22 protein-coding genes are annotated in these 26,120 nt (G+C 68.0%); 18 read left to right on the top strand and 4 right to left on the bottom strand.

Annotation, left to right across the window (positions count from 1 at the left end; all coding sequences use genetic code 11):
• Window positions 1-189: 189 nt before the first annotated feature.
• Both ACIRG5_RS47825 and ACIRG5_RS47820 read right to left on the bottom strand, forming a co-directional pair.
• Complete coding sequence (locus ACIRG5_RS47825) at window positions 190-501, bottom strand: DUF3099 domain-containing protein (protein WP_402918251.1); 312 nt, start codon at window positions 499-501, stop codon at window positions 190-192.
• A gap of 180 nt (window positions 502-681) precedes the next feature.
• Window positions 682-2,070: a KamA family radical SAM protein gene (locus ACIRG5_RS47820; RefSeq protein WP_402918248.1), complete on the bottom strand. Its 1,389-nt coding sequence runs from the start codon at window positions 2,068-2,070 to the stop codon at window positions 682-684.
• A 130-nt stretch (window positions 2,071-2,200) separates the two neighbouring features.
• Here ACIRG5_RS47820 and ACIRG5_RS47815 point away from each other — a divergent pair, with 130 nt between their 5' ends.
• Window positions 2,201-2,665 (top strand): FxsA family protein, encoded by a 465-nt coding sequence (locus ACIRG5_RS47815; RefSeq protein ID WP_330276987.1) that lies wholly within the window; start codon window positions 2,201-2,203, stop codon window positions 2,663-2,665.
• Entirely contained in the window at window positions 2,662-3,222 is a 561-nt protein-coding gene (locus tag ACIRG5_RS47810; RefSeq protein ID WP_402918246.1) for a GNAT family N-acetyltransferase, read from the top strand. Before ACIRG5_RS47815 ends, ACIRG5_RS47810 begins: the two co-directional genes overlap by 4 nt.
• Before the next feature lie 7 nt (window positions 3,223-3,229).
• Here ACIRG5_RS47810 and ACIRG5_RS47805 read toward each other — a convergent pair whose 3' ends face one another.
• Window positions 3,230-3,625, bottom strand: a complete 396-nt coding sequence (locus ACIRG5_RS47805) for an SsgA family sporulation/cell division regulator (protein WP_319980033.1) — start codon at window positions 3,623-3,625, stop codon at window positions 3,230-3,232.
• Window positions 3,626-3,727: 102 nt separating this feature from the next.
• Between ACIRG5_RS47805 and ACIRG5_RS47800 the strand changes: the two genes are divergently transcribed.
• From ACIRG5_RS47800 to ACIRG5_RS47730, 15 genes are all read left to right on the top strand, one after another.
• A complete protein-coding gene (locus tag ACIRG5_RS47800; RefSeq protein WP_402918242.1) occupies window positions 3,728-4,687 on the top strand; it encodes a TIGR03885 family FMN-dependent LLM class oxidoreductase in 960 nt (319 codons plus the stop codon).
• On the top strand, window positions 4,684-6,192 hold the full coding sequence (locus ACIRG5_RS47795; protein ID WP_402918240.1) for an alpha-amylase family protein: 1,509 nt from the start codon (window positions 4,684-4,686) through the stop codon (window positions 6,190-6,192). The genes ACIRG5_RS47800 and ACIRG5_RS47795 overlap by 4 nt, the downstream gene beginning before the upstream one ends.
• 70 nt (window positions 6,193-6,262) lie before the next feature.
• Window positions 6,263-7,273, top strand: coding sequence for an L-erythro-3,5-diaminohexanoate dehydrogenase (locus tag ACIRG5_RS47790; protein WP_402918237.1), 1,011 nt, complete (start codon window positions 6,263-6,265; stop codon window positions 7,271-7,273).
• Entirely contained in the window at window positions 7,266-8,813 is a 1,548-nt protein-coding gene (locus ACIRG5_RS47785; protein ID WP_402918257.1) for an amidohydrolase, read from the top strand. Before ACIRG5_RS47790 ends, ACIRG5_RS47785 begins: the two co-directional genes overlap by 8 nt.
• Window positions 8,814-8,816: 3 nt before the next feature.
• The gene (locus tag ACIRG5_RS47780; RefSeq protein ID WP_402918236.1) at window positions 8,817-10,388 is read left to right on the top strand and encodes a lysine 5,6-aminomutase subunit alpha; all 1,572 of its coding nucleotides are present in this window, start codon (window positions 8,817-8,819) and stop codon (window positions 10,386-10,388) included.
• Complete coding sequence (locus ACIRG5_RS47775) at window positions 10,381-11,133, top strand: OAM dimerization domain-containing protein (protein WP_319980029.1); 753 nt, start codon at window positions 10,381-10,383, stop codon at window positions 11,131-11,133. The genes ACIRG5_RS47780 and ACIRG5_RS47775 overlap by 8 nt, the downstream gene beginning before the upstream one ends.
• 26 nt (window positions 11,134-11,159) lie before the next feature.
• Entirely contained in the window at window positions 11,160-11,528 is a 369-nt protein-coding gene (locus ACIRG5_RS47770; RefSeq protein WP_402918254.1) for a hotdog domain-containing protein, read from the top strand.
• Window positions 11,529-11,596: 68 nt separating this feature from the next.
• Window positions 11,597-13,009, top strand: coding sequence for a DUF4331 domain-containing protein (locus tag ACIRG5_RS47765; protein WP_402918233.1), 1,413 nt, complete (start codon window positions 11,597-11,599; stop codon window positions 13,007-13,009).
• A gap of 15 nt (window positions 13,010-13,024) precedes the next feature.
• Window positions 13,025-14,053 (top strand): tetratricopeptide repeat protein, encoded by a 1,029-nt coding sequence (locus ACIRG5_RS47760; protein ID WP_402918231.1) that lies wholly within the window; start codon window positions 13,025-13,027, stop codon window positions 14,051-14,053.
• Complete coding sequence (locus ACIRG5_RS47755; protein WP_402918228.1) at window positions 14,050-15,354, top strand: nickel/cobalt transporter; 1,305 nt, start codon at window positions 14,050-14,052, stop codon at window positions 15,352-15,354. The genes ACIRG5_RS47760 and ACIRG5_RS47755 overlap by 4 nt, the downstream gene beginning before the upstream one ends.
• A gap of 15 nt (window positions 15,355-15,369) precedes the next feature.
• On the top strand, window positions 15,370-15,681 hold the full coding sequence (locus ACIRG5_RS47750; protein ID WP_319980025.1) for a hypothetical protein: 312 nt from the start codon (window positions 15,370-15,372) through the stop codon (window positions 15,679-15,681).
• A 53-nt stretch (window positions 15,682-15,734) separates the two neighbouring features.
• Window positions 15,735-16,106, top strand: a complete 372-nt coding sequence (locus ACIRG5_RS47745) for a GntR family transcriptional regulator (RefSeq protein WP_402918225.1) — start codon at window positions 15,735-15,737, stop codon at window positions 16,104-16,106.
• A gap of 351 nt (window positions 16,107-16,457) precedes the next feature.
• Window positions 16,458-17,621 carry an acyl-CoA dehydrogenase family protein gene (locus tag ACIRG5_RS47740; protein ID WP_402918222.1) on the top strand — a complete coding sequence of 388 codons (1,164 nt, stop codon included), beginning with the start codon at window positions 16,458-16,460 and terminating at the stop codon, window positions 17,619-17,621.
• Complete coding sequence (locus tag ACIRG5_RS47735) at window positions 17,618-19,849, top strand: acetate--CoA ligase family protein (protein WP_402918220.1); 2,232 nt, start codon at window positions 17,618-17,620, stop codon at window positions 19,847-19,849. The genes ACIRG5_RS47740 and ACIRG5_RS47735 overlap by 4 nt, the downstream gene beginning before the upstream one ends.
• 30 nt (window positions 19,850-19,879) lie before the next feature.
• A complete protein-coding gene (locus tag ACIRG5_RS47730) occupies window positions 19,880-20,440 on the top strand; it encodes a DUF4360 domain-containing protein (protein WP_402918217.1) in 561 nt (186 codons plus the stop codon).
• A 1,249-nt stretch (window positions 20,441-21,689) separates the two neighbouring features.
• On the opposite strand, the gene ACIRG5_RS47725 is transcribed toward ACIRG5_RS47730, so the two are convergent.
• Window positions 21,690-21,851 (bottom strand): hypothetical protein, encoded by a 162-nt coding sequence (locus ACIRG5_RS47725; RefSeq protein ID WP_402918215.1) that lies wholly within the window; start codon window positions 21,849-21,851, stop codon window positions 21,690-21,692.
• Window positions 21,852-21,863: 12 nt separating this feature from the next.
• Here ACIRG5_RS47725 and ACIRG5_RS47720 point away from each other — a divergent pair, with 12 nt between their 5' ends.
• On the top strand, window positions 21,864-25,907 hold the full coding sequence (locus tag ACIRG5_RS47720; protein ID WP_402918212.1) for a hypothetical protein: 4,044 nt from the start codon (window positions 21,864-21,866) through the stop codon (window positions 25,905-25,907).
• Window positions 25,908-26,120: the final 213 nt, after the last annotated feature.

Below are 26,120 nucleotides of genomic sequence, written 5' to 3'. Positions count from 1 at the left end.
GGCCGCGTTGGCCGGCTTCGTCGGCGTGGTGATGGCACTCATGACTTCCGCTCCCAGAACGCCGGACCCACAGCCTCGATGAAGTCGCTGCGGGCAACGAACGAACCGTTCCTCGTGTGACGGTAAGCGAGCACGAGGTCGATCGCTCAACGATGAATCGGATCGAGATGTCCCGCTGAGAGCCATCGTTCATCGGGAAGCACGGCTCTCAGTTGCTGCCTTGAGCGCACGTCGGGACGGCGCCAACCGCTGGGGCTTCTCCGCCTTGCGCGGTGGCCGGTCGTTGGCGATCAGAACAGCCATCCACGGCAGAGGAACGGACAACAGGATCAGACCGAGCGCGAGCCACCAGATCTGTGCGAACACCACCGCCAGCACGATGCACGGGATGCGCAAGCTCATGATGACGGCGTATCGGCGTCGTCTGGCGGAGAGCTGGTCCTGGTAGGACGGCGCGGCCGAGGTGATCAGCACGGGATGTTCGCCACGATGCGAGTTCACAGGTGAACCTCCGATCTCGCCTGGTGTTCGGTCGGAGGGCCGCACGTGGTTCGTGTCTGCTCGGTCACTTCGAGAGGTCCGGCTTCTCGGTCGCGGCTCCTGACCCAGTTCCGACGCAGGCAAAAACGCCGATGGGGCCGCCTTCGGAAGATGTCCCGAAAACGGCCCCATCGTGGCCCATCAGCTCTGGTCGGTCCACCACTTCTGGCCGGCCGCACCGAGGGTGGAGATCGGGTCGTAGTAGGGGTAGCGGCGGTCCAGCGCCTCGGGATCTTCGAGTTCGATCCCGGTGCGGTAGTTCTTGGTCCAGTAGGAGATCCCGAGCTCACGGTCATATTCGGCGAGCTGGTGCACCCACCGCTTGCCGACGTACGGCACGTCGCAGACGATCCGTGGCGTCGCGTAGCCGGGCAGGTAGCCCATGATCGCGTGCTGCAGCTCCTGCGCCTCCCACACCGACACCCGCCAGTGCTCCGCGTTGGGGATCATGTCGCACATGTAGAAGTAGTACGGCAGGATGTTCGCTTCCCCTTGCAGCGCGAAGCAAAGGTCCAGCAGGTCGTCCGAGGTGGCGTTGACGCCCTTCATCAGCACGCCCTGGTTGCGGACGTCGCGCACACCCACCTCAAGTGCGGTGCGGGCGGCCTCGGCGACGAGAGGTGTCACGGACTGTGCATGGTTCACGTGCGTGTGGATCGCGAGGTTCACGCCGCGCCGCGATGCCGTGCGTGCGACGCGTTCCAGGCCTTCGACGACGCGTGGCTGGAGCCAGTGCTGGGGCAGGCCGGCGAGTGCCTTGGTGGCCAGGCGGACGTCGCGGACGGTCTCGATGTCCAGCAGGCGCATCAGGAACGACTCGAGTTGCGGCCACGGCACGTTCGCCACGTCGCCGCCGGAGACCACGACGTCGCGGACGCCCGGGGTCTTCTTCAGGTACTCGATCATCTGGTCCTGGCGGTCGACCGGCTTGAGCGAGAGCTTGTGCTTGTCGATCAACGGCGTGGAGTTGCCGACCAGGTCCATGCGGGTGCAGTGGCCGCAGTACTGCGGGCAGGTCGACACCATCTCGGCCAGGACCTTGGTGGGGTAGCGGTGGGTCAGGCCCTCGACGACCCACATCTCCGCCTCGTGCAGCGAGTCGCGCTGCGAGTGCGGGTGCGATGGCCAGTCGGGGTCGCGGTCGGAGGCGACCGGCAGCATGTAGCGGCGGACCGGGTCGTTCAGGAACGCCTCGGTGAAGGCGTCGGGAGAAAGTTCGGCGTCGACCGCCATCGTGTTGAACATCTGCGGCGGGATCAGCATCGACATCGTCGCGAACGCGCCCATGTCCGCGGCGAGGTCGTCGTAGAACTTGTCGGTGAGCAGGTCACCCGCGACCTTGCGGAGCTGCTTCACGTTCTTGACACAGTTCACCCGCTGCCACTGGGCGTCGCGCCATTGCGCCTCGGTCACGTGCGACCAGCCGGGGAAGCGTCGCCAGTCAGGTTCGACCAGCTCTCGGCGGACGTACGTGTACGGCTGGCGGTCCAGCCGCTCCAGCGCCGTGGTGGCGTCGTGCAGCGCAGTCATCCGTACTCCTCAGCGTCGAGGTCGCGTAAAGATATCCTGTCATACCGCTAGCGTGCCGTAAATATTTCAGCTCAAGACCTGGTGGAGGGCCGGTCGGGAGCATTTGGCGGCTGTCGTGCGTTGAGCAGGCATGCCCCTTTTCGCGCTGCTGCTGCTCGGGATGTTCGCCGAGATCGCGGTCATGGTCGCCGTCGGCAACGCCATCGGCGGGCTCTGGATGATCGCGTTGCTCCTGCTCGGCACCCTCGTCGGACTGTCGCTGGTGCGCCGCCAGGGCGCGCAGACGATGGCCGCGTTCCGCGAGTCGGTGTTCCAGCGCCAGCAACCGCACCAGGAGATGGCGGACGGCGTGCTGATCGCGGCCGCCGGCGCGTTGATCATGGTGCCGGGCTTCATCAGCGACGTGGCCGCCTTGTTCCTGCTCTTCCCGCCCACGCGCAAGCTCGTGAGCCGGCGGATCGCGCGCCAGGCGGAGGCGGCGGCGCTCAAGTTCGAGCACGAACGCCGTTTCGGCGCCGGCCAGGTCGTCGAGGGCGAAGTGATCGACGTCGAAGCCGAGCCCGTCGTCATCACCGAACGGCGCGAGCTCAGGTGATCCGCGCGTACCGGCCCTCTGACCTGGACGCGCTGTACGACATCTGCCTCGACACCGGCAACGGTGGCCAGGGCGCGCGTCATCTGTTCGACGACGCGCGGTTGATGGGCCACGCCTACGTCGGCCCGTACGTGGCGTTCGAGCCCGACCTGGTGTTCGTGGCGGAGGACGACGAAGGGGTCTGCGGGTACGCGCTCGCGGCGTCCGACACGGAGGCCTTCGAGGACCGCTGTGACCGCGACTGGTGGCCTGACCTGCGCGTTCGCTATCCGCTGACGTCGAACTCGAACCGGATCGTGCAGCAGATCCATCAACCGGCCCGCGCCGACCTGATGATGATCCGGGACTACCCGGCGCACATGCACGCGAACCTGCTGCCCCGCGCGAAGGGCAAGGGGTTCGGCGGCACGCTCGTTCGCACCGTGCTCGAACGCCTGGAGAAGGGCGTCCACGTGCACGTGCGGCACCACAACACACACGCGATCGGCTTCTGGGAGCACATCGGCTTCCGCGTGGTCGACTCCGCGGACAAGCTCGTGCTGGGACTGCGTCTCTAGGACTCGATCAACCCAGCAGGTCCTTCATCAGCAGTTCGAAGTCGAGAACCTCACGCCCGGCCGGCACCGCCGCGTAGGTGGAGTCCAGGAACCGCTGCAACTCGGTCGCCGACAGCTGGAACACCGCGTGCGAGTCCTCGGTGAACAGCTCCAGGAACAGCACGTCCCCGTCGCCCGGCCGCAGCCGCACGTCCCCGAGCCCAGCGGGCGACAGGATCCCGTCCGCGAGCAGTTCGCGTCCGACGAGCCACACCGACTCCTGGTCGCGTGCGTGAAAACGCATGGTCACGGCGTGCGGATCGTCTGAGCGGTAGTGGAGGTCGACGTTCATCGGCTCGACCGAGCCGTCCGGCCGAACGAACTCAACGACGGTCGCCGTGCCGACCCGGGTCTCGTTGAACATCGCCGTTCCTCCTCCGCGGTGAGGGTGCTGCACTCAACACGGACCCCGTTCAGGATCGGTTCAAAGCTTTTCCAAAACTTCTTTGCTGGGTACCTGAGGCGCATGACGGTCTACGGCATACATGCGTCACACGAGCAGATACATCCCACCGACCTCCTCACCGCCGTGCGCAGGGCGGAGGAGGCGGGGTTCGGCGCGGCGATGAGCTCAGACCACTTCTCGCCCTGGAGCGCGCGCCAGGGCCAGTCCGGGTTCGCCTGGTCCTGGCTCGGCGCGGCACTGCAGGCCACCGACCTCCCGTTCGGCGTGGTCACGGCCCCGGGACAGCGCTACCACCCGGCGATCACCGCCCAGGCGATCGGCACCCTCGCCGCGATGAACCCCGGCCGGTTCTGGGCCGCACTCGGCACCGGTGAGGCCAGCAACGAGCACATCACCGGCGACGGATGGCCCCGCAAGGACGTCCGCACGGCTCGGCTGCGTGAGTGCGTCGACGTGATCCGGGCGTTGCTGAAGGGCGAGGAGGTCACCCACGACGGCCTGGTCACGGTCGACCGCGCGAAGCTGTGGACGTTGCCGGACGAGGTGCCCCTGCTGATCGGCGCCGCCGTGAGCACGGAAACGGCCCGTTGGTGTGCCGAGTGGGCGGACGGGCTGATCACCGTCAACACCACCCCGGAGAAGCTGCGCGAGGTCGCGGACGCCTACCGGGACGCGGGCGGCAAGGGCAAGCTCCACCTGCAGGTGCACCTGAGCTGGGCCGATGACGACGACACGGCTCTCGCGATCGCGCACGAACAGTGGCGCAGCAACGTGTTCCGCCCACCCGTGTGCTGGGACCTCGAACTGGCCGAGCACTTCGACGTGGTCGCCGAGCACGTCACGCCGGAGCAGGTCGCCGAGGTCGTCAACGTGTCCGCGGACCTGAAGTGGCACGCCGAACAGCTGCGGACGTACGCGGACCTCGGCTTCGAAGAGATCTACCTGCACCACGTGGGCCAGGACCTGATCCCGTTCGTCGACGCGTTCGGCGAACACGTGTTGCCGGAGGTGACCGCGTGATCCGCACGTCCGACGTCTGGTGGAAGAACGCCTTTCTGTACTGCTTGGACGTGGAGACGTTCTCCAGCGACGGCTTCCGCGGCGCCACCGAACGCATCGACCACCTCCACGCGTTGGGCGTCACGTGTGTGTGGCTGATGCCGTTCTATCCGACCCCTGAACGCGACGACGGCTACGACATCACCGACTTCTACGGCGTCGACCCACGGCTGGGTTCGCTGGGCGACTTCGTGGAGTTCGTGCGCGCCGCAAGAGACCGTGGCATGCGCGTGATCGCCGACCTCGTCGTGAACCACACGTCCGACGAGCACCCGTGGTTCCACGACCCGTCGAAACGCGACTGGTACGTCTGGGCCGACAAGCCCCAGAGCGACGGACCGCAGGGAATCACGTTCCCCGACAAGGAGAACAGCCTCTGGGAGTACTCGGAGGAGGTCGGCAGGTACTACCTGCACCGCTTCTACAAGCACCAGCCCGACCTGAACGTCTCCAACCCCGAGGTGCGCGACGAGATCGCCCGGATCATGGGCTTCTGGATGGAACTGGGCCTGAGCGGCTTCCGCGTGGACGCCGTCCCGTTCCTACTGGAGCACAACGACCCAGTCGACGCCGTCTCGCTGCCCGACCCGCACGACTACCTCACCGACCTGCGGGCGTTCCTCAACCGCCGCAACGGCGAGGCCGTCCTGCTGGGCGAGGTCAACCTGCCGTACAAGGACACGATGGCCTTCTACGGCCAGGGCGTCGGCGACGAGCTGACGATGTGCTTCGACTTCGTCGGCATGCAGGCGATGTACCTGGCCCTGGCGCGCCAGTCGACCGGCCCGCTGGCCAAGGCCCTGCAGGAACGGCCGCAACCGCCGCGCGACGGCCACTGGGCGACGTTCGTCCGCAACCACGACGAACTGACGCTCGACAAGCTGCCGATGGACGAACGCCAGGAGGTCTTCAACGCCTTCGGTCCGGACCCGAAGATGCAGCTCTACGGCCGCGGCCTGCGCCGGCGACTGCCCGGCATGCTCGACGGCGACCAGCGCCGCATCCGCATGGTCTACAGCCTGCTGTTCACGCTGCCGGGCACGCCGGTGCTGTTCTACGGCGAGGAGATCGGGCTGGAGGAGGACCTGTCGCTCGAGGGCAGGCTGGCCGTGCGCGTGCCGATGGACTGGGATGCCGCGGGGGAGCAGCGCCACGACCCCGACTCGTTGCTGACGTGGATGCGGCTCTTGGTCGAGCGCTACCGGGAGTGCCCGGAGCTGGCGTGGGGCGAGGTGAAGGTGCTCGACGTCGGCGACCCGACCGTGTTCGCCCACCGCGCGGACTGCGACGGCGGCTCGGTGATCGCCGTGCACAACTTCACGGACCAGGAGGTCACCGTGCGGGTTCCGGCCGAAGGGGTGCTCACGGACCTGTTCACCGGCCGTTCCGTGAAGCCCGCGAAGATCGGCGCCAAGGTCGACCTCGCACCGTACGACTGCCGTTGGTATCGCCTGGTTACCGAGTGATGCTTGCGTAATCTTTACGCTTCACGTGAAGATATCTTCGAGACAGCGTCGTCGACCGAAGGATTTTCGCGTGAGCGTGTACGGACTGCACCGCGTCCTGAAGCCTGCCGGTGTCCTGCCGCAGCAGGCGTGGCGGCTCGACGCGGAACCCGTGCCCGCCCCCGACGAGGTGATCGTCGCGGTCGAGCGGCTCAACCTGGACGCGGCGTCGTTCCGGCAGCTCAGGGAGCAGCACGGCAGCGGCGCGGCGGTCCGGCAGGCCGTGCTCGACATCGTCGGCGAGCGCGGCAAGATGCAGAACCCCGTCACCGGGTCGGGCGGCATGCTGCTCGGCACCGTCCTCGAGGTGGGGCCGGAGTCGCCGCTCGGGCTCAAGGCCGGTGACCGGATCGCGACGCTGGTCAGCCTCACGCTGACGCCGCTGCGGATCAACGACGGACTGCAGGACTGGGACGGCGAGGACGAGCAGGTGCCGTGCCGGGGGACCGCGGTGCTGTTCGGGCGGTCCATCGCGGCCGTGCTGCCGGACGACATGCCGAACGAGCTGGCGCTGTCCGTGCTTGACGTGTGCGGTGCACCGGCACTGACCGACCGTGTGGTGCGCAAGCATCCCGGTGGGTCGGTGCTGGTGCTCGGCGGTGGTGGCAAGTCCGGGTCGCTCTCTCTTGCGGCCGCGCGTCAGGCCGGTGCGTCGCGCCTCGTCGCGTTGGTGCCGACTGAGCGTGAGGCCGCGCAGGTGCGTGAGTCGGGTCTCGCGGACGAGGTCGTGATCGCGGACGCGCGCAATCCGGTGGCCGTGGCCGAGGCCGTGGGCAAGCAGGTCGACGTCACGGTCGTGTGTGTGGACGTGCCGGGGTGCGAGCACGGTGCCATCCTGGCGACCGCCGACGGCGGCACGGTGATCTTCTTCTCGATGGCCACCTCGTTCAGTGCCGCCGCTTTGGGAGCGGAGGGTCTGGCCGCGGACGTGGAGATGATCGTCGGCAACGGATATGTGCCTGGTCACGCCCAGTTCGCGTTGGACCTGGTCCGGACGCGGGCGGGTGTGCGGGCCCTGTTCGAGCAACGGCAGACTGCGTGACGTGAGTACGCAACTTTTGGTCGGCGGCCGCATCTACGCACCGGACGCGACGGCGATGGCCGTCACGGACGGTGTCGTCGTGTGGATCGGACAGGACTCGGTCGGGCGCGCGCTGCACCCGGACGCCGAGGTCATCGAGCTCGGCGGCGCCTTCGTCGCGCCCGCGTTCGTCGACGCGCACGTGCACGCCACGTCCGCTGGCCTGCTCCTGACCGGCCTCGACCTGACGAAGACGTCCTCTGTGGACGAACTGCTGGAGAAGGTGCGCGCCGCCGAAGGCCCGCTGGTGTGGGGTCACGGGTGGGACGAGACGCGCTGGCCGGAGAACCGCCCGCCGACGCGCGCCGAGGTCGACGAGGCAGCCCAGGGCAGGACGGTGTACCTGTCGCGCATCGACGTGCACTCGGCGTTGGTCTCCTCGGATCTGATCACCGACGAAGCCCGCACCGCCGATGGGTTCTCCGCGGACGGCCCTCTCTCGCGCGCCGCACACCACCTTGTGCGAGGCACGGCGAAAGCCGCCATCACGCCCGAACAGCGCGCGGCCGCACAACTCGCGTTCTTGACCTACGCGGCGTCGAAAGGCATCGCGTCCGTGCACGAGTGCGCCGGCCCGGACATCTCCGGCGAGGACGACCTGCGCGAGCTCCTGGCCCACACGGAGGGCCCCGAGGTGGTGGCCTACTGGGGTGCCCACGAGCTGCCTTCGGTTCCCGTGCGCGGACTTGCGGGCGACCACTTCGTCGACGGCGCGATCGGCTCCCGCACCGCCGCGTTGGCCGAGCCCTACGCCGACGCCGACACGTCCGGAGCCCTCTACCTGGACGGACGGCAGATCGCCGACCACCTGGTCAAATGCACCGAGTTGGGCGTGCAGGCGGGCTTCCACGTCATCGGCGACGCGGGTATGGCCGCCGTGATCGAAGGTTTCGAGATCGCGGAGAAGACGCTCGGCACCCCCGAACTCGCGTCGGCACGCCACCGCCTCGAACACGTCGAGATGGTGTCGGAGGAGCAGGCGGAGAAACTCGCCGGGTGGGGCGTCATCGCCTCCGTCCAGCCGCTGTTCGACGCCGAATGGGGCGGTCCGACCGGGATGTACGTCCAGCGACTCGGTGACGAGCGCGGTGTGGGGCTGAATCCCTTTTCACGTTTGGCGGCGGCCGGCGTCGCGCTCGCGTTCGGCTCCGACACCCCGGTGACCGCCATCGACCCGTGGGCAGCCGTGAAAGCTGCCGTCCACCACAGGACCGAAGGCCACGGTGTCTCCCCGCGTGCCGCCTTCACCGCCCACACCCGCGGCGGCTGGCGTGCGGCGGGCGTGAACGACGGCCTGACCGGCACGCTTCAACCCGGCGCGCCCGCGACGTACGCGGTGTGGGAGACCGGTGACCTCGTCGTCGCCGGCTCGGACGCACGGGTGCAGCGCTGGTCGACCGACCCGCGTTCCGGTGTGCCCGGACTGCCCGATCTCACCGGTCCCGCGCCCGTCTGCGTGCGGACCGTTCTCAACGGCCGGACGATTTACGAGAGGAAGTGACTCATGGCGTTGCTCGACCTCGATCCCTTGGTCGTCGCCACGGCGCGCAGGCTCGCCGCGCGGGCGGCCGAACCGGTGGTGTCCCTCGCGAAGGCGCACACGACCGTCGCCGTCGAGCGCGCCACACTTCGCCTGGCAGGCATCACCGGTGCGGACTCCACACACCGCGCCGGTGACGTCCCCTGGGTCAACCGCGTGATCGACACGGTCCGCGAGCAGTGCGGGCTGGAACACGGCGTGGTGCTCCCGGCGTTCCACGCGTTGCGCGAGCACAACCTCGGCACCCTCACCGAACTCGCCGAGGCCACCGCCGCCGGCCAGATCCAGTTCAGGATCCCCACAGGCAAGGACCTGACGGCGGCGCGCAAGGCGTCCACGTCCGCGGTGTCGAAGGGCCTCAGGTCGGTCGACCGCAACCGGGCCCAGCGCGACAAGCTGATCACCAAGTGGGGCGATCCCGCGCAACGCCCGTGGATCTACCTGATCGTCGCGACCGGCGACATCGACGAGGACGTCATCCAGGCCCAGAACGCGGCCCGCGCCGGCGCCGACATCATCGCGGTGATCCGCTCGACGGGGCAGTCGCTGCTCGACTACGTGCCGGAAGGCGCCACGCACCACGGGTTCGCGGGCACGTACGCCACGCAGGAGAACTTCCGGATCATGCGCGCGGCCCTCGACGACGTGTCGAAGGAGGTCGGCCGGTACGTGCGGCTGACCAACTACGCGTCCGGCCTGTGCATGCCGGAGATCGCTGTCCTGGCAGGACTTCAGCGCCTGGACATGATGTTGAACGACTCGATGTACGGCATCCTGTTCCGCGACATCAACCCGATCCGCACGTTCGTCGACCAGCGGTTCTCCCGGCAGGTGCACGCACGCGCGGGCATCATCATCAACACCGGCGAGGACAACTACCTCACCACCGCGGACGCCGTCGACGCCGCGCACACCGTCACGGTCTCCCAGCTCCTCAACGAGCACTTCGCCCACGAGGCGGGACTGCCCGACCACCTGCTGGGCCTCGGCCACGCCTTCGAGATCAACCCGAAGGTGCCCGACTCGTTCCGGCTCGAACTCGCGCACGCGTTGCTCGCCCGCGAACTGTTCCCGGACGCGCCGCTGAAGTGGATGCCGCCGACCAAGCACATGACCGGCGACGTCTTCGACGGCTATCTGCTGGACGGGTTCTTCAACCTCGCGGGTGTCCTGACAGGACAGTCCATTCTGCTCGTCGGCATGATGACCGAAGCCGTCGTGACGCCGTTCCTGTCGGACCGCGACCTGGCTCTGAAGAACGTCCGGTACGTGCTGAACGCGGCGGGCAGCCTCGCCGAGGACTTCCGGCCCTCCCCGGACGGCCTGATCGTCAAGCGTGCGCACCAGGTTCTGGGTGAGGCAGTGGATCTTCTTGAACGCATCGTCGACGACGGCCTGCTCAACGCCATCGCGGACGGCACGTTCGGCCTGATGAAGCGTCCTGCGGACAAGGGCAAGGGCGCGGACGGCGTGGTCGAGAAGGCTCCCGAGTACTTCAACCCGGCTTCGGAGATGCTGGAGGCCAACGATGTCTGACGCGAAGAGGTACGTGCGGCCGTACGGCGACACCACCGGTGACGGCATGATCCAGACGTCGTTCACGCTGCCGATTCCCTTCGGCCCCAAGGCGGACGGCGCGGCGCTGCAGCTCGCGAACAAGATGGGCATGGACCCCGCGATGGTGGTCCACTCGAACCCCATCGGCGCCGACTTCACGTTCTTCGTCGTCTACGGCTCGGTGAAGCACCTGGTGGACCTGGACGACGTCAAGGTCGTCGAGCGCGAGTACCCGTTGCTCAGCCCGTCCGAAGTCAACTCGGCTTTGAAGAAGGTGTTGCGGCGCAAGCTGGTCGTCGTCGGCGGGTGCATCGGCACGGACGCGCACACCGTCGGCATCGACGCGATCCTCAACATCAAGGGGTTCGCGGGCGAGAAGGGCCTGGAGTACTACCGGGAGCTGAAGGTCGTGAACCTCGGCGCCCAGGTCTCCGTGCCCGAACTGGTGCGGTCCGCCCGCACCGAGAAGGCCGACGCCGTGCTGATCTCCCAGGTCGTGACCCAGCGGGACGCGCACATCCTGAACACGCAGGAGATGTCGGCGGCGTTCCGCGAGGCGATGGGGGACCGGCGGCCGCTGCTGGTCGCCGGCGGTCCGCGATTCGACCCGTTGATGGCGGGCGAACTGGGAGTTGATCGAGTTTTCTCCCGGGGTACCACGCCGGGTGAGGTCGCGAGCTATCTGGTGCACGCGATGCAGGAGAAGAAGGGGGTCGCCGCGTGAGCGGAGCTTTGGTCGAGGGTTTCTCGGTGACGCATCGCCGTTACGTGCCGCACTCGCATGCGCACTACGGCGGCAACCTGGTCGACGGTGCCTATGGGCTCGGAATGTTCGGTGACGTCGCCACCGAGTTGCTCATTCACACGGACTCCGACGAGGGGCTGTTCGCGGGGTACAGCTCCGTCGAGTTCGCGGCGCCGATCCAGGCCGGTGACGTCGTCGAGGCCTCGGCGACGTTGGTGCGCATCGGGAAGCGGTCGCGTGAGATCGAGTTCGAGGCGCGGGTGGTGTGCCGTTCGGCGCCCGAACGCGGATCTTCGGCAGCCGACGTACTGGTTGAGCCGATCGTCGTAACGCGGGCACGTGGCACGGTCGTCGCGCCGAAAGCCGCTGAATAACACCAAAATTTAGTCCGAACCGGATGGCGTCCTGCTTCGAATCCCCGCCGTGGGAAGGGAGCAGGACAATGCCAAGTAGCAACAAACAACGATTACGCCGGGGTGCGATCGCCGCGGCCGTGGTCGCGGTGGCGGCGGCGATACCGGCGGCACAGGCCTCCAGTCACCGCGAGGCACCACTGATCGCGGCGGATCCGGCGGTCGACAACACCGACGTGTACGCCTTCACGAGCCCCGACAAGCCCGACACCGTCACGCTCGTCGCGAACTGGTTCGGGTTGCAGGAACCCAACGGTGGCCCCAACTTCTATCCCTGGGCCACCGACGCGCGGTACGACCTCAACATCGACGCGGACGGCGACGCGGTGCCGGACAAGACGTTCCGGGTCACGTTCGGCACGGACGACCGGCGGGGCAAGGCGAACACCTTCCTCTACAACAACGGGCCGGTCACGTCGATCAACGACGACAACCTGTTGTTCCGCCAGAACTACTCCCTGGAACTCGTCGAGCAGGGTAAGACGACCCAGCTCGTGAAGGACGGCCGTGCGGCGCCGTCGAACACCGGACCGGCGTCGTTCCCGAACTTCGGCGCGATCAGGGACCAGGCGACGGCGAAGATCCCGGGCGGCGGGCAGGTCTACATCGGACCGTCCGAGGACTCGTTCTTCCTCGACCTGCGGGTGTTCGACCTGCTGTACGGCGGGAACCTGAAGGAGGTCAACCAGGACACCCTGATGGGGTACAACGTCAACACCATCGCCATCCAGGTGCCCAAGACGATGCTCGCGCTGAAGGGCGACCCGAAGCGCAACCCGGTGATCGGCGTGTGGAGCGACACCGAGCGCCGCACGCTGAAGCTCGACCCCGGCAAGGCGACCCCGCAGGGCAACTTCGTGCAGGTGTCGAGGCTCGGCAACCCGCTGGTCAACGAGGTGGTGTCGTCCGCGCCGCTGAAGGACGCGTTCAACGGGCTCGAACCCGTCGGTGACGCGAAGGTCCAGGCGCTGCTGGACCGGGTGAACGACCCGGAACTGGCCCGGCTGATCCAGGCGATCTACGGCATCCCCGCGCCGAAGACGCCGCGCGCCGACCTGGTGGAGATCTTCCTGACCGGCATCACCACGAAGGCGGGCGGCCCGATCAAGGCCGATCTCAACTCGCAGCTGAACAACGCCGACGTGAACCCGAAGAGGTTCCAGCCGTCGGAGATGTTGCGGCTCAACATGTCCACGCCGGTGACGCGCAACCCCAACCGGCTCGGCGTGCTCGGCGGGGACCTGCAGGGGTTCCCGAACGGGCGCAGGCTCACCGACGACGTCGTGGACATCGAGATCCAGGCGGTGGTCGGCGCGGCGCAGACCGGCAAGCTCGTGCCGGCGCTCGCGAAGGGTGACCGGGTGAACGGCAACGACGTTCGCTTCGGAGATCGGTTCCCGTACGTCGGACTGCCCAGCAACCAGGCGGTCAACTCCCGCTGAACGAGGGTGCCTCCCATGTGGAAAACACTTCCGCTGCTGGCTGCCCTTTTGGCTGTCGCCGCCTGCGCTCCCCCGCAGGCGGCGGCACCCGCCGCCACGCAGACCTCTTCTTTGCAACGCAACGCCGAGTCGTTGCAGGCCAAGCTCCGCCGCACTCCGCAGGACGCCTCTGCCTGGGCCCAGCTCGGGGCCACGCACGTGGAGCTCGCCCGCGTCACCTTCGACCCCCAGCACCACCCCCGTGCCGAGAAGGCGCTGACCGAGTCGTTGCGGCTCAAGCCGGACGGCAACGGCGAGGCGTTCATCGGGCGGGGTGCGCTCGCCAACGCTCAGCACGACTTCGCTGCCGCCCGCGACTGGGGTCAGCGCGCTGTGTCGGCGTTGCCGGACTCGGCGGCAGCGCAGGGCGTGCTGGTCGACGCGTTGACCCAGCTCGGCGACTCCGAGGGTGAAACCGTTGCGCTGCAACGCATGCTGGACCTCCGGCCAGGGGTCGCGTCGTTCACCCGTGCGGCCTACCACTTCGAACTGCGCGGCCGTCTGGACGAGGCGCGCGGGGCTCTGGAACGGGCGCTGGAGTCGGCGTCGTCGCCGGACGAGGTCGCGTTCTGCCGGCTCCACCTGGACAAGCTGGACGGGCGGACCGACGAGTCCGTCGAGGCCACGCGCGAGCTGGCGTCGAAGGTGCCGTCACCGGAACACCTGGTGAGGTACGGCGAGGCTTTGGACAAGGTGGGTCAGCCTGCCGAGGCTCGGGCGCAGTACGACCTCGCGTTGCGGCAGTTGCGCGCTTTGGGCGGAGACGACCTGACGGCGGCTTTGATCTCCGCGGATCACGGCGACCCCGCCGAGGCGTTGCGGTTCGCGGAGAAGGAGTGGGCCAAGCGCCAGAGCGTCTTCACGGCTGATGCTCTCGCCTGGGCTCTGCACGTGAACAAGCGGTCCGCGGAAGCGCTGCCGTACTCGGACAAGGCCGTCGCACTGGGTTGGCGAGACCCTTCCGTGCTGCGGCACCGCGAGGCGATTCTGGGGAGCCTGCGATGAGAGTCTTCTTGTTGGTGCTGTTCGGGATGCTGCTGATGGGCGGGGTGGCGCAGGCGCACCCGCTGAGCAATCTCAGCGTGAACCACTACGACGGGCTGCGGGTGTTCGCGGACCGGATCGAGCTGCGGTCCGTTGTGGACAGTGCGGAGATCCCGACCCTGCAGGACCGGGAGTTCGTCGACGCCCGCAAGCGCTGCACGGAACGCGCGAAGTCGTTGAACGCGATGGCCGACGAGCAGGAGCTGCGCTTCGAGGTGCGCGACGCCGACGTCGTGCGCCCGCCCGGTGAGGCCGGCCTGCCGACAATGCGCCTGACCTGCGAGTACACCGCGATGCTGCCGGTGCGTGGCGAGGTCGAGGTGACGTTCAGCGATTCCTACCTCAAGGACAAGCCCGGCTGGCGCGAGATCACCGTCGTCGGCGTCGACACCGCGGTGTCCGGCGCGCCGGCCGAGACGATCAGCAACGAACTGCGCACGTACCCGGACGACCTGCTCTCGTCGCCGCTGGACGTGCGGGCGGTGCGGTTCCTCGCGCAACCAGGTGAGGGCACAGTCGTCACCCCACCTGGTGTTCTGGGTGAAGCCACGAAGGCGGCCGTCGGACTGGTGGGTGATCTCACCCCGGTGGTCGGAATCGGTGCGGTCCTGCTGTCTCTGGTGCTGGGCGCGTCCCATGCGGCGCTGCCCGGCCACGGCAAGACCGTGATGGCCGCCTATCTGGCGGGTTCGAGGGGAACCCGCCGCGACGCACTCCTCGTCGGCGCCACCGTCACCATCACCCACACGGCGGGTGTCCTGGTGCTGGGGCTGCTGATCAGTGCGTCCAGCGCGATCGCGGGCGAGTCGGTGCTGCGCTGGCTCGGCGTCGCGAGCGGTCTGCTGGTCGCGGTGATCGGAGGGGTGCTGCTCCGCTCGGCGGTGCGGTCCCGTGGTCGGGAGCGGCACGGCCACGGGCATGGACATGGTCACGGACACGGCCATGGTCATGGGCACCGCCGGGCGGGGCTCGTCGGAATGGGGGTGGCGGGCGGGTTGGTGCCGTCCCCCTCGGCGTTGGTGGTGCTGCTGGGCGCCATCGCGCTCGGCCGCACCTGGTTCGGCGTGGTGCTGGTGCTCGCCTACGGCCTGGGCATGGCGGCGATGCTGACCGCCGCCGGGCTGCTGCTGGTCTCGTTGCGCGACCGCTTCGGGCCGCGTCTGGCCCGCTTCCGCAGGTTCGCGGACTTCACGCCGCTGGGCACCGCGGCGCTGGTGATGCTCGTCGGAGTCGGTCTGGCCACGCGTGCGCTGGCCGGTTAGTCAAGGAGAAGGATCATGAAGAAGCTCATCGTGCTGGCAGCCCTGGCCCTGGGCCTGGCCGCGTGCGGCACCGAAGGCACCCCCACCGCGCAGTTCGACGACGAACGGCAGTCCGACATCTCCTGCATGAAGCACCAGGAGCAGACACCGGGGGAGGAGTACTTCGACGAAGGTAATTGGGACACCGTCGTCTCGTTATCCCTGTTGCGTTACTACACGTCGAACGGCGCAAAGCCCTACTGCGACGGCAAAACCGCCACCGACGCCGACCAGGGCTGGCGCAAGCTCTACGTGCAGATGGGAGCCGAGAAGAACAATCTGCGCTGAATCGACCGCAACCTCCGCCGCTTTCTCCCGTTGGTCAATACAGAAGTAGCTACATGCGGGGAGGATGGGGCGCAGTGAAGATCGACCACCAGGGGGAGACACCTCCCTACGAGCAGGTGCGCGTGCACTACGCGCACGCCATCTCGAACCGAGAACTGCCGGTGGGCGCGAAGCTGCCAACGGTGCGTGCCCTGGCGAAGGACCTGGGCCTGGCCGTGAACACGGTGGCACGCGCCTACCGTGAACTGGAGGAGGCCGGCCTCGTGGAGACGCGGGGCCGCGCCGGCACCGTGGTCAGCGCGAACGGCGACAGCAACCGCGAACGCGTTCGTGCGGCCGCGGCCCAGTACGCGGCGATGTCCGCGGAGCTGGGTCTCTCGCGGCAGGAGGCCATGGAGATCGTCGGTGCCGCGTTGCGGTCCTGACCGCGTTCACTCTTTCCCGGCGGCGGAACGGTTTCTGAAACGGCGTCGTTCCACATCGATCGCTCGGAGTGGCAGGAGGTCGCGGGCGGGGCGGTTCGTGATCTCCTGCGCGCCGTCCGCGCGACTGTCCGGCGTGGAACAGGAACTTGTCGCACCTCGTTCCCCCGGGCTGCTCCAAGCAGGTGATCAGCACCTCCGCGACACTCACCGTGAGTCGGTCGCGCCGGCAGTCGCCGTTCCCCATATGCCCTGGTAGTCACCCGTTCGCGACCCTGCCGACCCGTCTCGGCAGAGCTAGGCTGCCCGATGGATCGTGAATAACTGATTCGTCAGTCAACTTAGGGGTGCGAGATGGGGCGGACCGTCCGCGACGGCCTGCGGCTCACGGCCGAACAGGAGCAGTTCGTAGAACTGGCCAGGGAGTTCGCGGCCAAGGAGATCCGTCCACGCGGGCGTGCCGTCGACGAGGCGGACACCGAGTCGCCGCTCGACGTGTGGAAGAAGGCGTCCGCGCTCGGGCTGACCTCGTTCATGCTCCCCGAGAGGTTCGGCGGCGGTGGCGCCGACCTGCTGACCCAGGTGCTGATCCAGCAGGAGCTGTGTCACGGCGACATCGGCATCGGCAACCTGATCACGTCCAACGGCTTCTTCAGCGCGCCGATCGAGCACCTCGGCACACCGGAGCAGCAGGAACGGTTCCTCGGTCCGCTCGGGTCCGCGGAACCGCCGCTCACCGCGGTCGCCGTGACCGAGCCCGGCAGCGGGTCGGACGCGGCGAGCATCCAGACGTCGGCGCGGCGCGAAGGCGACGAGTACGTCCTCAAAGGACAGAAGACCTGGATCTCCAACGCCCCCTACGCCGAGATGTTCGTGATCTTCGCGACGGTGGATCCGTCGCTGAGGTCGCGTGGTGTCACGGCTTTCGTCGTGCCACGCGACACGCCGGGGCTGACGGTCGGGCCGCCGTTCCAGAAGATGGGGCAGCGCGCGATCGTCAACGCCGAGGTGTTCCTCAGCGACGTGCGCGTGCCCGTGGAGAACCGGCTCGGCGAGGAGGGGCAGGCGTTCGCCGGTCTGATGCGGACGTTCGACGCGTCGCGCATCCTCATCGGCGCGGCCACGACGGGACTCGCCCGTGCCGCGCTGGACTTCGCTTCCGCCTACGCGGCCGACCGCGAGCAGTTCGGGGTGCCGATCATCCGGCACCAGGCGGTGGCGTTCCGGCTCGCGGACATGGCCACGCGCGTCGACACCTCGCACCTGCTGGCCGTGCGCGCGGCCGCCCTGTACGACGATGGCCACGCGGTGGCTCAGGAGTCGGCGATGGCGAAACTCGTCGGGTCGGAGAACGCCATGTGGTGCACGCACGCGGCCGTGCAGACGTTGGGGGGCTACGGATACTCCCGCGAGTATCCCGTCGAGCGCTGGATGCGCGACGCCAAGCTCGAGGAGATCGAAGAAGGCACCTCGGACATCCAGCGCCTGATCATCTCCCGCGGCCTCGGTGAGAGATGATCTTCTCCGATCCCGCGTCCGTCGCCGTCGTAGGGGCGAGCGACGACCCCGCCAAGTGGGGTCACTGGCTCGCTCGCGGCGCACTCGTAGGCCACGACCGCCGCGCCGTGCACCTCGTGAACCACGGTGGTGGCGCCGTTCTGGGGCAACCCACCGTCCGTTCGCTCTCCGAACTGGCCGAGGCTCCCGAACTGGTCGTCCTCGCCGTACCCGCGGCACACGTGCCGGCCGTCGTCGACGAGGCGCTCGCGGTCGGCGTACGCGGTTTCGTCGGCATCACCTCGGGAATCGACGATCGCGTCATCCGCCGGATCCGGGACGCGGGCGCGCGGCTGCTCGGCCCGAACTGCCTGGGCGTGTTCGACGCGGCGACGTCCCTGCACCTCGCGTGGGGCCGATTCCAGGCAGGCTCGCTGGGCGTGGTGTCGCAGAGCGGACAGGTCGGGCTGGAGATCGCCGGGCTCGCGGCGTCCTCGGCCATCGGGATCTCCCGGTTCGTCTCGGTCGGCAACCAGGCGGACGTGACGGCGACGGAAGCGTTGCTGGACCTGGTCTCCCACGACCTGACCACCGTCGTGGGCCTCTACCTGGAGAGCTTCGGCCCGGGGATCGTGGCGGCGATGTCGGAACTGCGCGCGGCCGGCAAACCCGTGGTGCTCCTGACCGTCGGATCCTCCATCGCCGCACAGGAAGCCGCCCGCACGCACACAGGCGCTCTGACGTCCTGTTTGGACGTCGTGGACGCGGCCTGTCGCCTCGCGGGGGCGGTTCGGGTGGCGACGCCCGCGGCTCTGGTGGACCTGGCGGCGGTGCTGACGTCCGGGGTGCCCCGCGGGGGCAGGGTCGGAGTCATCTCCGACTCGGGCGGGCAGGGCGCGATCGCGGCGGATCTCGCGGCGGCGGCCGGGCTGACGGTGCCCACGTTGTCCGCTGTCGACGGACTGCCGGTGGGTGCCTCGAAACGCAACCCGATCGACCTCGCCGGTGCGGGGGAGCAGGACCTCGCGAACTACTCCCGCGCGGTCGAGGTGCTGGTGCGCGGAGGCGAAGTCGACACGGTCGTGTTGTCGGGCTACTTCGGCAGCTACGGAGAGGACACGCCTTCTCTGGAGTCCGCCGAGGTCGCTATCGCCGCTCGGATCTGTTTGCTGGCAAGGGAAACCGGCGTGCCCGTGGTCGTGCACAGCATGCGCGAGGACTCCGCCGCGGTACGCACGTTGCGAGCGGGCGGCGTGCCCGTGCAGCACACGATCGAGCGGGCGGTGGCCGCACTCGGTGACGCGGCACGGCTCGGTGCGCTTGATCAACGGTCCGCTCGCGCATTGGACGGCCTGGAACTGTCGGTGCCGACTGGAAGAATTGAAATTGGGGGACCCCCTGAAGGGGACGCCTGCGTGAGCCTGCCCGAAGCCCAGTCGGCCTCGACCGCGCCTTCCGTCCCGGGCCACTCGGCGGTTTCGGTCGAGCTCTTCCTCTCGTCCCAACCAGGAGCTGCGGCCGTGCCCTTCGAACCGGGTTACCTGGCGGCCCGTGACCTGCTCGGCTTCGTCCGGTTCCCCAGGGCACACGCCGTCACGTCGGCGGCCGAGGTGCGGGCGACGCACCTCGAAGGCCCGTTCGCGCTCAAAGCCGACTGGTTGGCCCACAAGAGCGAGCACGGCGGCGTGAAGATCAACCTCACCGACCCCGCGCCGGCGTTCGAGGAGATGCGAGCGCGGCTCGGCCCGGGCCGGTACGTCCTCGAGGAGATGGACACGCGAGAGCACACCGTCGAGCTGATCATCGGCGCGAAGCGGGACCACTCGTTCGGCCCGGTGATCCTCGTCGGCGCGGGTGGCATCCACGCGGAGTTGTTCCGGGACACCGCGATCGAACTCGCGCCCGTGACTCCCGCCACAGCGCGGGACATGCTGGCACGCCTCGTCTCCGCCCCGCTCCTGTCCGGCGCGCGCGGCACGCCGCCGGTGGACGTGGCAGCGTTGGCCGGGGTGATCGCGATGGTCTCCGAGACGCTCGCGGCCAGGCCGGACCTCGCCGAGATCGAGCTGAACCCCGTACGCGTGGGGCCGGACGGCGTGGTGGCCGTCGACGCGCTGATCATCCCTTCGGGAGAGCCGTCGGGACGACCAGAGCGGACAACGCGTGGCATGACCCCACCTCGCCTCGACGGGGATGACGCGCAGGTGCGTGAGCCGCTGCGCCGTTCGCCGGATTGCGGGCCTCGATAGGTTCTTCCGCAGTGACGTGAGGAGGCCTCGATGCTGGTGGTGCTGGCACTGCTGGCAACGCTCGTGCCGCCGCCCGGCCCGGTGACGATCGACGTGGTCAGCGTCGGCGGTTCCGGGTGCCCGGCCGGCACGACGAACGTCGCCATGTCCCAGGACAACGAGGCCTTCACGGTCACCTACAGCGATTTCCTGGTGCAGGGCAACGGCAACGAGGCCAAGAGCAGCTGCACGATCGCTCTCAGGATCAACCACGCGGCCGGGTACACCTACGGCATCGCGGCGACGGACTACCGCGGCTTCGCGCACCTCACGGACAAGGCGAAGGGCGTCGTGCGCAACGACTACTGGTTCCCCGGATTTCCGACGCGGCACACCAGTCATACCTATGAGGCGCCGATGAGTGACAACTGGCAGGTCACCGACACGCCGAGCGGGGTCGCGCACGGGCCGTGCAAGGATCGCAAGCCGTTGACCGTCGAGACCGAACTGAAGCTCACCGGCAAGGGGAGTGGCAGCTTCATGACCATGGACTCGACCGACTCGAGCGTGAGCACGACGTTCCGGCTCTCGTGGAAGAAGTGCGCGGAATAACAAGCGCACGGCACCGACGTGGTGTTCGGCATCCCGGACACCCACATCTCGGTACCTACCGCGCTCTGGCGAACTCGACATCAACCACGCCACGAGCAGAGGCGCCGGTTTCGAGGCCGACGACTACGCCCGTGTCACCGGCAAGCAGGCGTCCGCCTTACCACGAGCGGCCCGGCCGTGACACAAGCCTTCGCGCACATGGCCTCTGGTCGTCTCGCCTGGAGATTGCACTCGACCTGATCGACGAGGTCAGCGAGGTGGCCGCTGGTTCTGGTGGCCCACCGCCTGGCGACGCCGTCGCCGCAGTCGCGGGTCGGCCCGCGACTGTCGTCCTTGATTTGTCCACAAATGACCGCTTGTGCCGTGAGACCATCCCTCGATGGCGCACGACGACCTGGACTTCACTACCGGCGATGTCACCGGCGGCACGGTGTTCCAGGCCAACAATGTTCACGGGGATGTACACCTGCACCCAGGCAAGAGCCCAGGACCCGCGTACGACCCACCCTCGACGTGGGCCGATGTGAAGGAACCACCACCGGAGATCCAGTCGCTGCTGCGGGCACAGATCCATGCTGCGCACGAGACCCCATATCGCCTGCCGGGTGCCCGCAAGCCCTTGCTCGACACCGCCTACGTCCGTCAGGACCTCGGCAACCCCGTGGAGGAACCCGAGCCGCCGCGCCAAGGCCCGATCCTCGACGACGACGGCAGGCTGATCGAGACCCCGTCCCGCCCGGCCATGCGCATCGCGGTCCGCCCGCCGTCGCGCCCGATGAGCACGGCACTGGACGCAGACGAACACCTCGTCGTGACCGGAGGCCCAGGTCTCGGCAAATCCACCCTGACGCTGTGCCTGGCCGCGGACATCGCCCGGCACTGGACGCATCGCGACAACGCCCCTCTGTCCGAGCCGGTCGTGCCGCTCAGGATCACGGCCCGAGCACTCGCCGCACGCCTCGACGTTCCGTTCGCCCAGGCACTCGCGGAAAGCGTCGTGGCCGAATACGGCCCACTTCTTCGAACGCCCGTCGACAAGGACCTCTTCGTCACCCGAGCGGTCGGCTGTCGCTGGCTCCTGCTCGTGGACGCGCTGGACGAGGTCTCCGACGCCGACCAACGCGGTCGCCTTGTCAACGCCCTGGCGGCCTGTGCGTCGGACGGTCCCTACCGCCTGCTGCTCACCACCAGGCCGACCGAAGGCGGCGCCCTCGCCACGTTGCACCGCATCAGGGCCGTCCGCTACGAACTACAACCCTTCGACGCGGCCGCACTCCGTCGCTTCGCCGCCAACTGGTTCCTCGAGGACGAGGCCCAGCGGTTCCTGCGCGAAATCCGGGAAACCCACCTCGATGAACTCGTCCAGGTCCCGCTGCTGGCCACGATCGCCGCGATCATCTTCAGCGAGCACGCGGCGCAACCGTTGCCCGGCAACCGGTACTCCCTCTACGACACCTACCTCGCGCACATCCGCCGGGACAAGCTGGACCGGTTCGACCGCGAGAAGCTCCTGGAACACCTCGCCCGCGTGCGCCTGGAGTCCGAACTCTCCCTGCTGGCCGCCGCCCGTGCCCAGGTGGGGGACGGGGTGTGGCCGGAGGAGCTGACCGACTACCTGCTCTCGGTCGGCCCGTTCATCCTGCGCGGCGAGGACCTGGAGTTTATCCACCAGAGCTTCGCCGAACACCTCGCTGCCACCTCCCGCGCGCGTGAGCTGCCGAGCGAGTTCTGCCCGACCGTCTTCGCCGAACTGCTGCACGCCGCGGACGCCCGCGAATCGGGCCGCTTCGCCCGCGCTGTGCTGCTCCACCACACTCGCCTACACCCTGCCGAGGCCGACCGCCTCTTGGAGTGGCTGCATCGCGGTGACGCGGCGCAACATCTCCTCGCGACCCGCCTGCTGGCCCACCACCTGCCGGCCTCGGCAGAGGTGGTCGGTGCCTTCCTGACCACGGTCCAGGGCTGGGCCCTCACCACGCAGTACAACGCGGCAGAGATCCTCTCCGAGGCTTCTCGGGCCACCAGCCATCCTGGGCTCGTTCCGTGGCTGACTGGCCTGATGAACAACGACGACGCGCCGTGGCGGTCGCGCGCCGAGTGCGCCACGGCGTTGGCTGTGCGCGTGCGCGGCCAGCACAGCCCGGACGCCGTCAGGTTCCTGCACCAGGTGATCGACGAGGCTCAGGTCACGGTCGCCGACCGGCTCGTTGCTGCGGAAGCTCTGTCACAGTGCGGAACCCGCGAACGCGACACCTCTGAACGCGGCTTGCGTGAGGTGCTCGCCGATCCGAATGCCGGGGCCCTCTCCCTGCGCACCGCGGCGGTGATCCTGGCGGCTTTCGACGGCGAAGCACGCCAGTTCGCGATCGACACGCTCCTCCAAATTCTGTCTGATGTGGACTCTTCGCTGGTCGACATCACAGAGGCGGCCACTGGGCTGCTGGAGATCGACCCTGAGTTCGCGGACATCAGCGCCCGCCACTTCTTGTTCGTACTGAACACTTCGGCCAAGGGCGTCTACTGCTGGGACGACGCGGCGACTGGACTGGCCTCGATCAGCCCAGCGTACCGCGACGAGGCGATCGCAATGCTGGCCGCGCGCATCACGGACCGCCGCCTGCCCGCAGGTGAGCAGGTGCTCGCAGCAGGAGCTCTGGGCGAACTGGGATCACTTCATCGGGACACCGCGGGTGAGTTGATAGCGACGATGGCCGCGAGTGCGGTTCACACGCTGGATCACTCGATCCTGCTGGGTTACCTGGTGACGTGCGGTGCGCAGCGGAAGAAGGCCCTGGCTGATCTGCGCACGCTGCTCGCCGAGTGGCATTTGAACTGGTACCAAGTGGGACTAGCGGCGTCAGCTCTGGGCAGCGCCGGGCCTGCGTACCGCGAGGAAGCAGCTGCCGCGCTGGTGAACGCCAGCGCACCGCATGGCTCGTTCGATCATCTGAATGTCCTGAGCGAACTCCTCAATCTCGGCGAACCTCATCGGGCGCGGGCAACGCGAGATCTGCACGAACTGCTCGCTGATCCCGGCGTTGACCTGTACGCGCGGTGCCGCGCCGCAAACATCCTCATCAGGTCAGGGCCGGATCACCACCCGCAGGTGATCAAGGTGCTGCGGGAGATCGCGTCCGCACATCCTGATCCCGTTGCGGCGCCGAAGGCCTACAACGACCTGGCTCGAACTGGTGTCGGCGGCGAAGCACTCGCCGCGTTGCTGGACTGTGCTCGTTCGTCGGAAACCGCCGGCAACGCCATCGGCTTGCTGGCCGTCACCGTGGCCGGCCACGGTGACGTATGGACGGGTGAAGCCGCTGAGGTGCTAAGGACAGCCGTTCGGGACGAGCGATCGCCGCTGCAGGTCCGGATCACCGCGGCGAGAGGGCTTTGCGCTCTTGGCAGCCGTTTCGATCGGGAGTCAGCGGTTGAGCTGCGCCGAATCATCACCGGCTCGTTGATGCTCAGCGATTTCGCCTTCGCCGTCGGCCAGCACACGGACAAAGGGGCCGGGCCGCGACGTGAGTTGGCCGAGGCACTCATGGCGGTTCTCGCTGACGAGCGGACCACGAGCTCGCGTGCGAGGAAGGCCGTGGAGGCGTTGCAAGACCTGGGTTTCGGTGGTGATGAAGACGTTCTGACGGTGGCGAAACGTCTCGCGGACTTTCCTGGCCTTCCTCTGGGGGACCGGGCCGAACTGCTCGTCTTTCTCGCGCGCTCCTCGCCGCACCATCGAGTTCGCGCGGTCGAGACGCTCGTCGGCCAGCCGACGAGCGTTCCCTTGGACAGACTGAAGACGCTCACCGACCATCTGCGAATGTCCGATGTGGATTTAGGTGAACACTTTCGTGGACAGCTGATCGCAGGTTCCTTGTTGCAGAACGAACGCGTGGCTGTCGCCGCGACGCTCAGAGACGCCTCCGAACTGTGGAGACTCGGGCGGGACGACCTGCTGGCGTTCTCGATCCGGGAGTGGGCTCTGCGCAACCTGGTTCTGGTCGAACCGCACACGTTGGGTGAGGCGAGTCGCTACTGGAAAGCCATGATCGATGATGCCGACGCGCCGCTCTATGATCGCAGCCAGGCGGTCTGGGCGCTCTTCCTCAAGGATCGGAGAACCACGTCGGCGTCAATCGCCACGCTCTGGCACTTTCTGGAGGCCCCAGGCAACTCAGCTGACGAGCGGGGAGGCGTGTTGCACTTCCTGGAACTGCTAATGCGGCCATCGTCTCCGCGTCTGAAGAGGGCGTTGGTGGAGGTCCTGCGTGGCCCTGACGTGGCGAAGTCGGCTTGGCGGCAGTTGATCAGCAAGACAGATCGTCAGTCGCGCACGCAGCTCGAACGCGGCTTGCTGACTAACCGTTCAATCGCGATCGACGACCGCGTGCCCGTTGCGGATCAGTGGGACGACCTGCCGTTGCGTGAGGAAGTGCTCGCGGAGGTTCGTGATGTCATGGCGGCGCCGGAAGCGTCTCAGCACGAGCGGGCGCGCGCCGCAGTCGCCTTGTTCGGTGTCTCCTTCGTCTTCCAGGCCGAGGCCGTCGCGGCACTTGAGGGATTGAGTGGACGTTCGTCGCGGTCCGCTCTCGCCGGTATGAGCCAGGCGCACTGGTGGCTCATACATGACGAGGCACTCGCCCAGGTCGTGGATGAAAGCCTGCCGTATCGGGTGCGGCACGCGGCCGCATGTCTGCTGAAGGACATCAATGCCGAACCCACCGATGCCGTGAAGAAGGTTTGGTACGGCGCGCCTTCCTGGTTGCAGCGCATCAACGGCTTGCTGAACTGCAAGGACGTCGACGCCGTTCGGGGCATTCGAGATGATGTGGACGGACTTCCTGTCTCGCGCGTGCAGGCCGCGTGGAGACTCCGACTCTATCGGAGTGAGGACCGAGCGGCAGGCATCCAAGTGATCGATCAGGTGGCGGAAGACGACTCCGCTCGTCCCAGGTTCCGGGTGCGGGCAGTCTCTCATCTCGTCAACTTCGGCACGGCCGGGAGAAAGCGTGCAGCGCTCGTGGCGCGCGCGATGATGAGCGACATCGATCTTCCTGTGCTGGCGCGAGCTGAGGCTGCCGCGCTCCTCTGCAAGTCCGCGCGGACGTCCCGGCGAGAGGTGCTCGGCGTCCTCACCGAACTCGTGCCGCAAGCAGATCCCTTGCGGCGTGTGGAGGTGCTCAAGCACATTGGCGCCTTGGACTCGGCGCGTGCGATGGTGCAGCTGCACGCTCTCGCGGCGAGCCAGGTCGGCCCGGTGGTGCGGATGCGATGTGCACGGGCGCTAGTGGCGATGCGGCACGACCAGCGGGAACGGGCGTCGGTGATCGCGCGATCCGTGGCATGGGACGAGAGCGTGCCTCCGCACGTTCGCCGCAATGCCGCGCGTGACCTGGCGCGGTGGAGTGAGCTGATGCGGCAGGACGCACGGGACCTGTTCGTCCAGCTCTCGGGGAAGTGCGCGGAATAACAAGCGGACGGTTGACGTTCTCTGCTACAGTCCGTTCGTACCCGGCGGTGCGCAGCTAAGCGCACGTAAGTTCCGATCAGCTGCTGGACGATCACAACGCCGCAGCCAACACCCCCGGCTTCTCGCGCCGGTGGACCCATACATCAGATGCGGTCGGATCGACGGCATCTGCAGCGCTCTCCTCCCGTCGCACCCCGTGCGCGGAGTCGATGA

It is taken from the genome of Lentzea sp. NPDC102401, from assembly GCF_044765805.1.
In the GTDB taxonomy this organism is placed as follows: domain Bacteria; phylum Actinomycetota; class Actinomycetes; order Mycobacteriales; family Pseudonocardiaceae; genus Lentzea; species Lentzea sokolovensis.
Note: the sequence above shows the minus strand (reverse complement) of the source record. Positions and strands in the feature narration are given on the sequence as shown.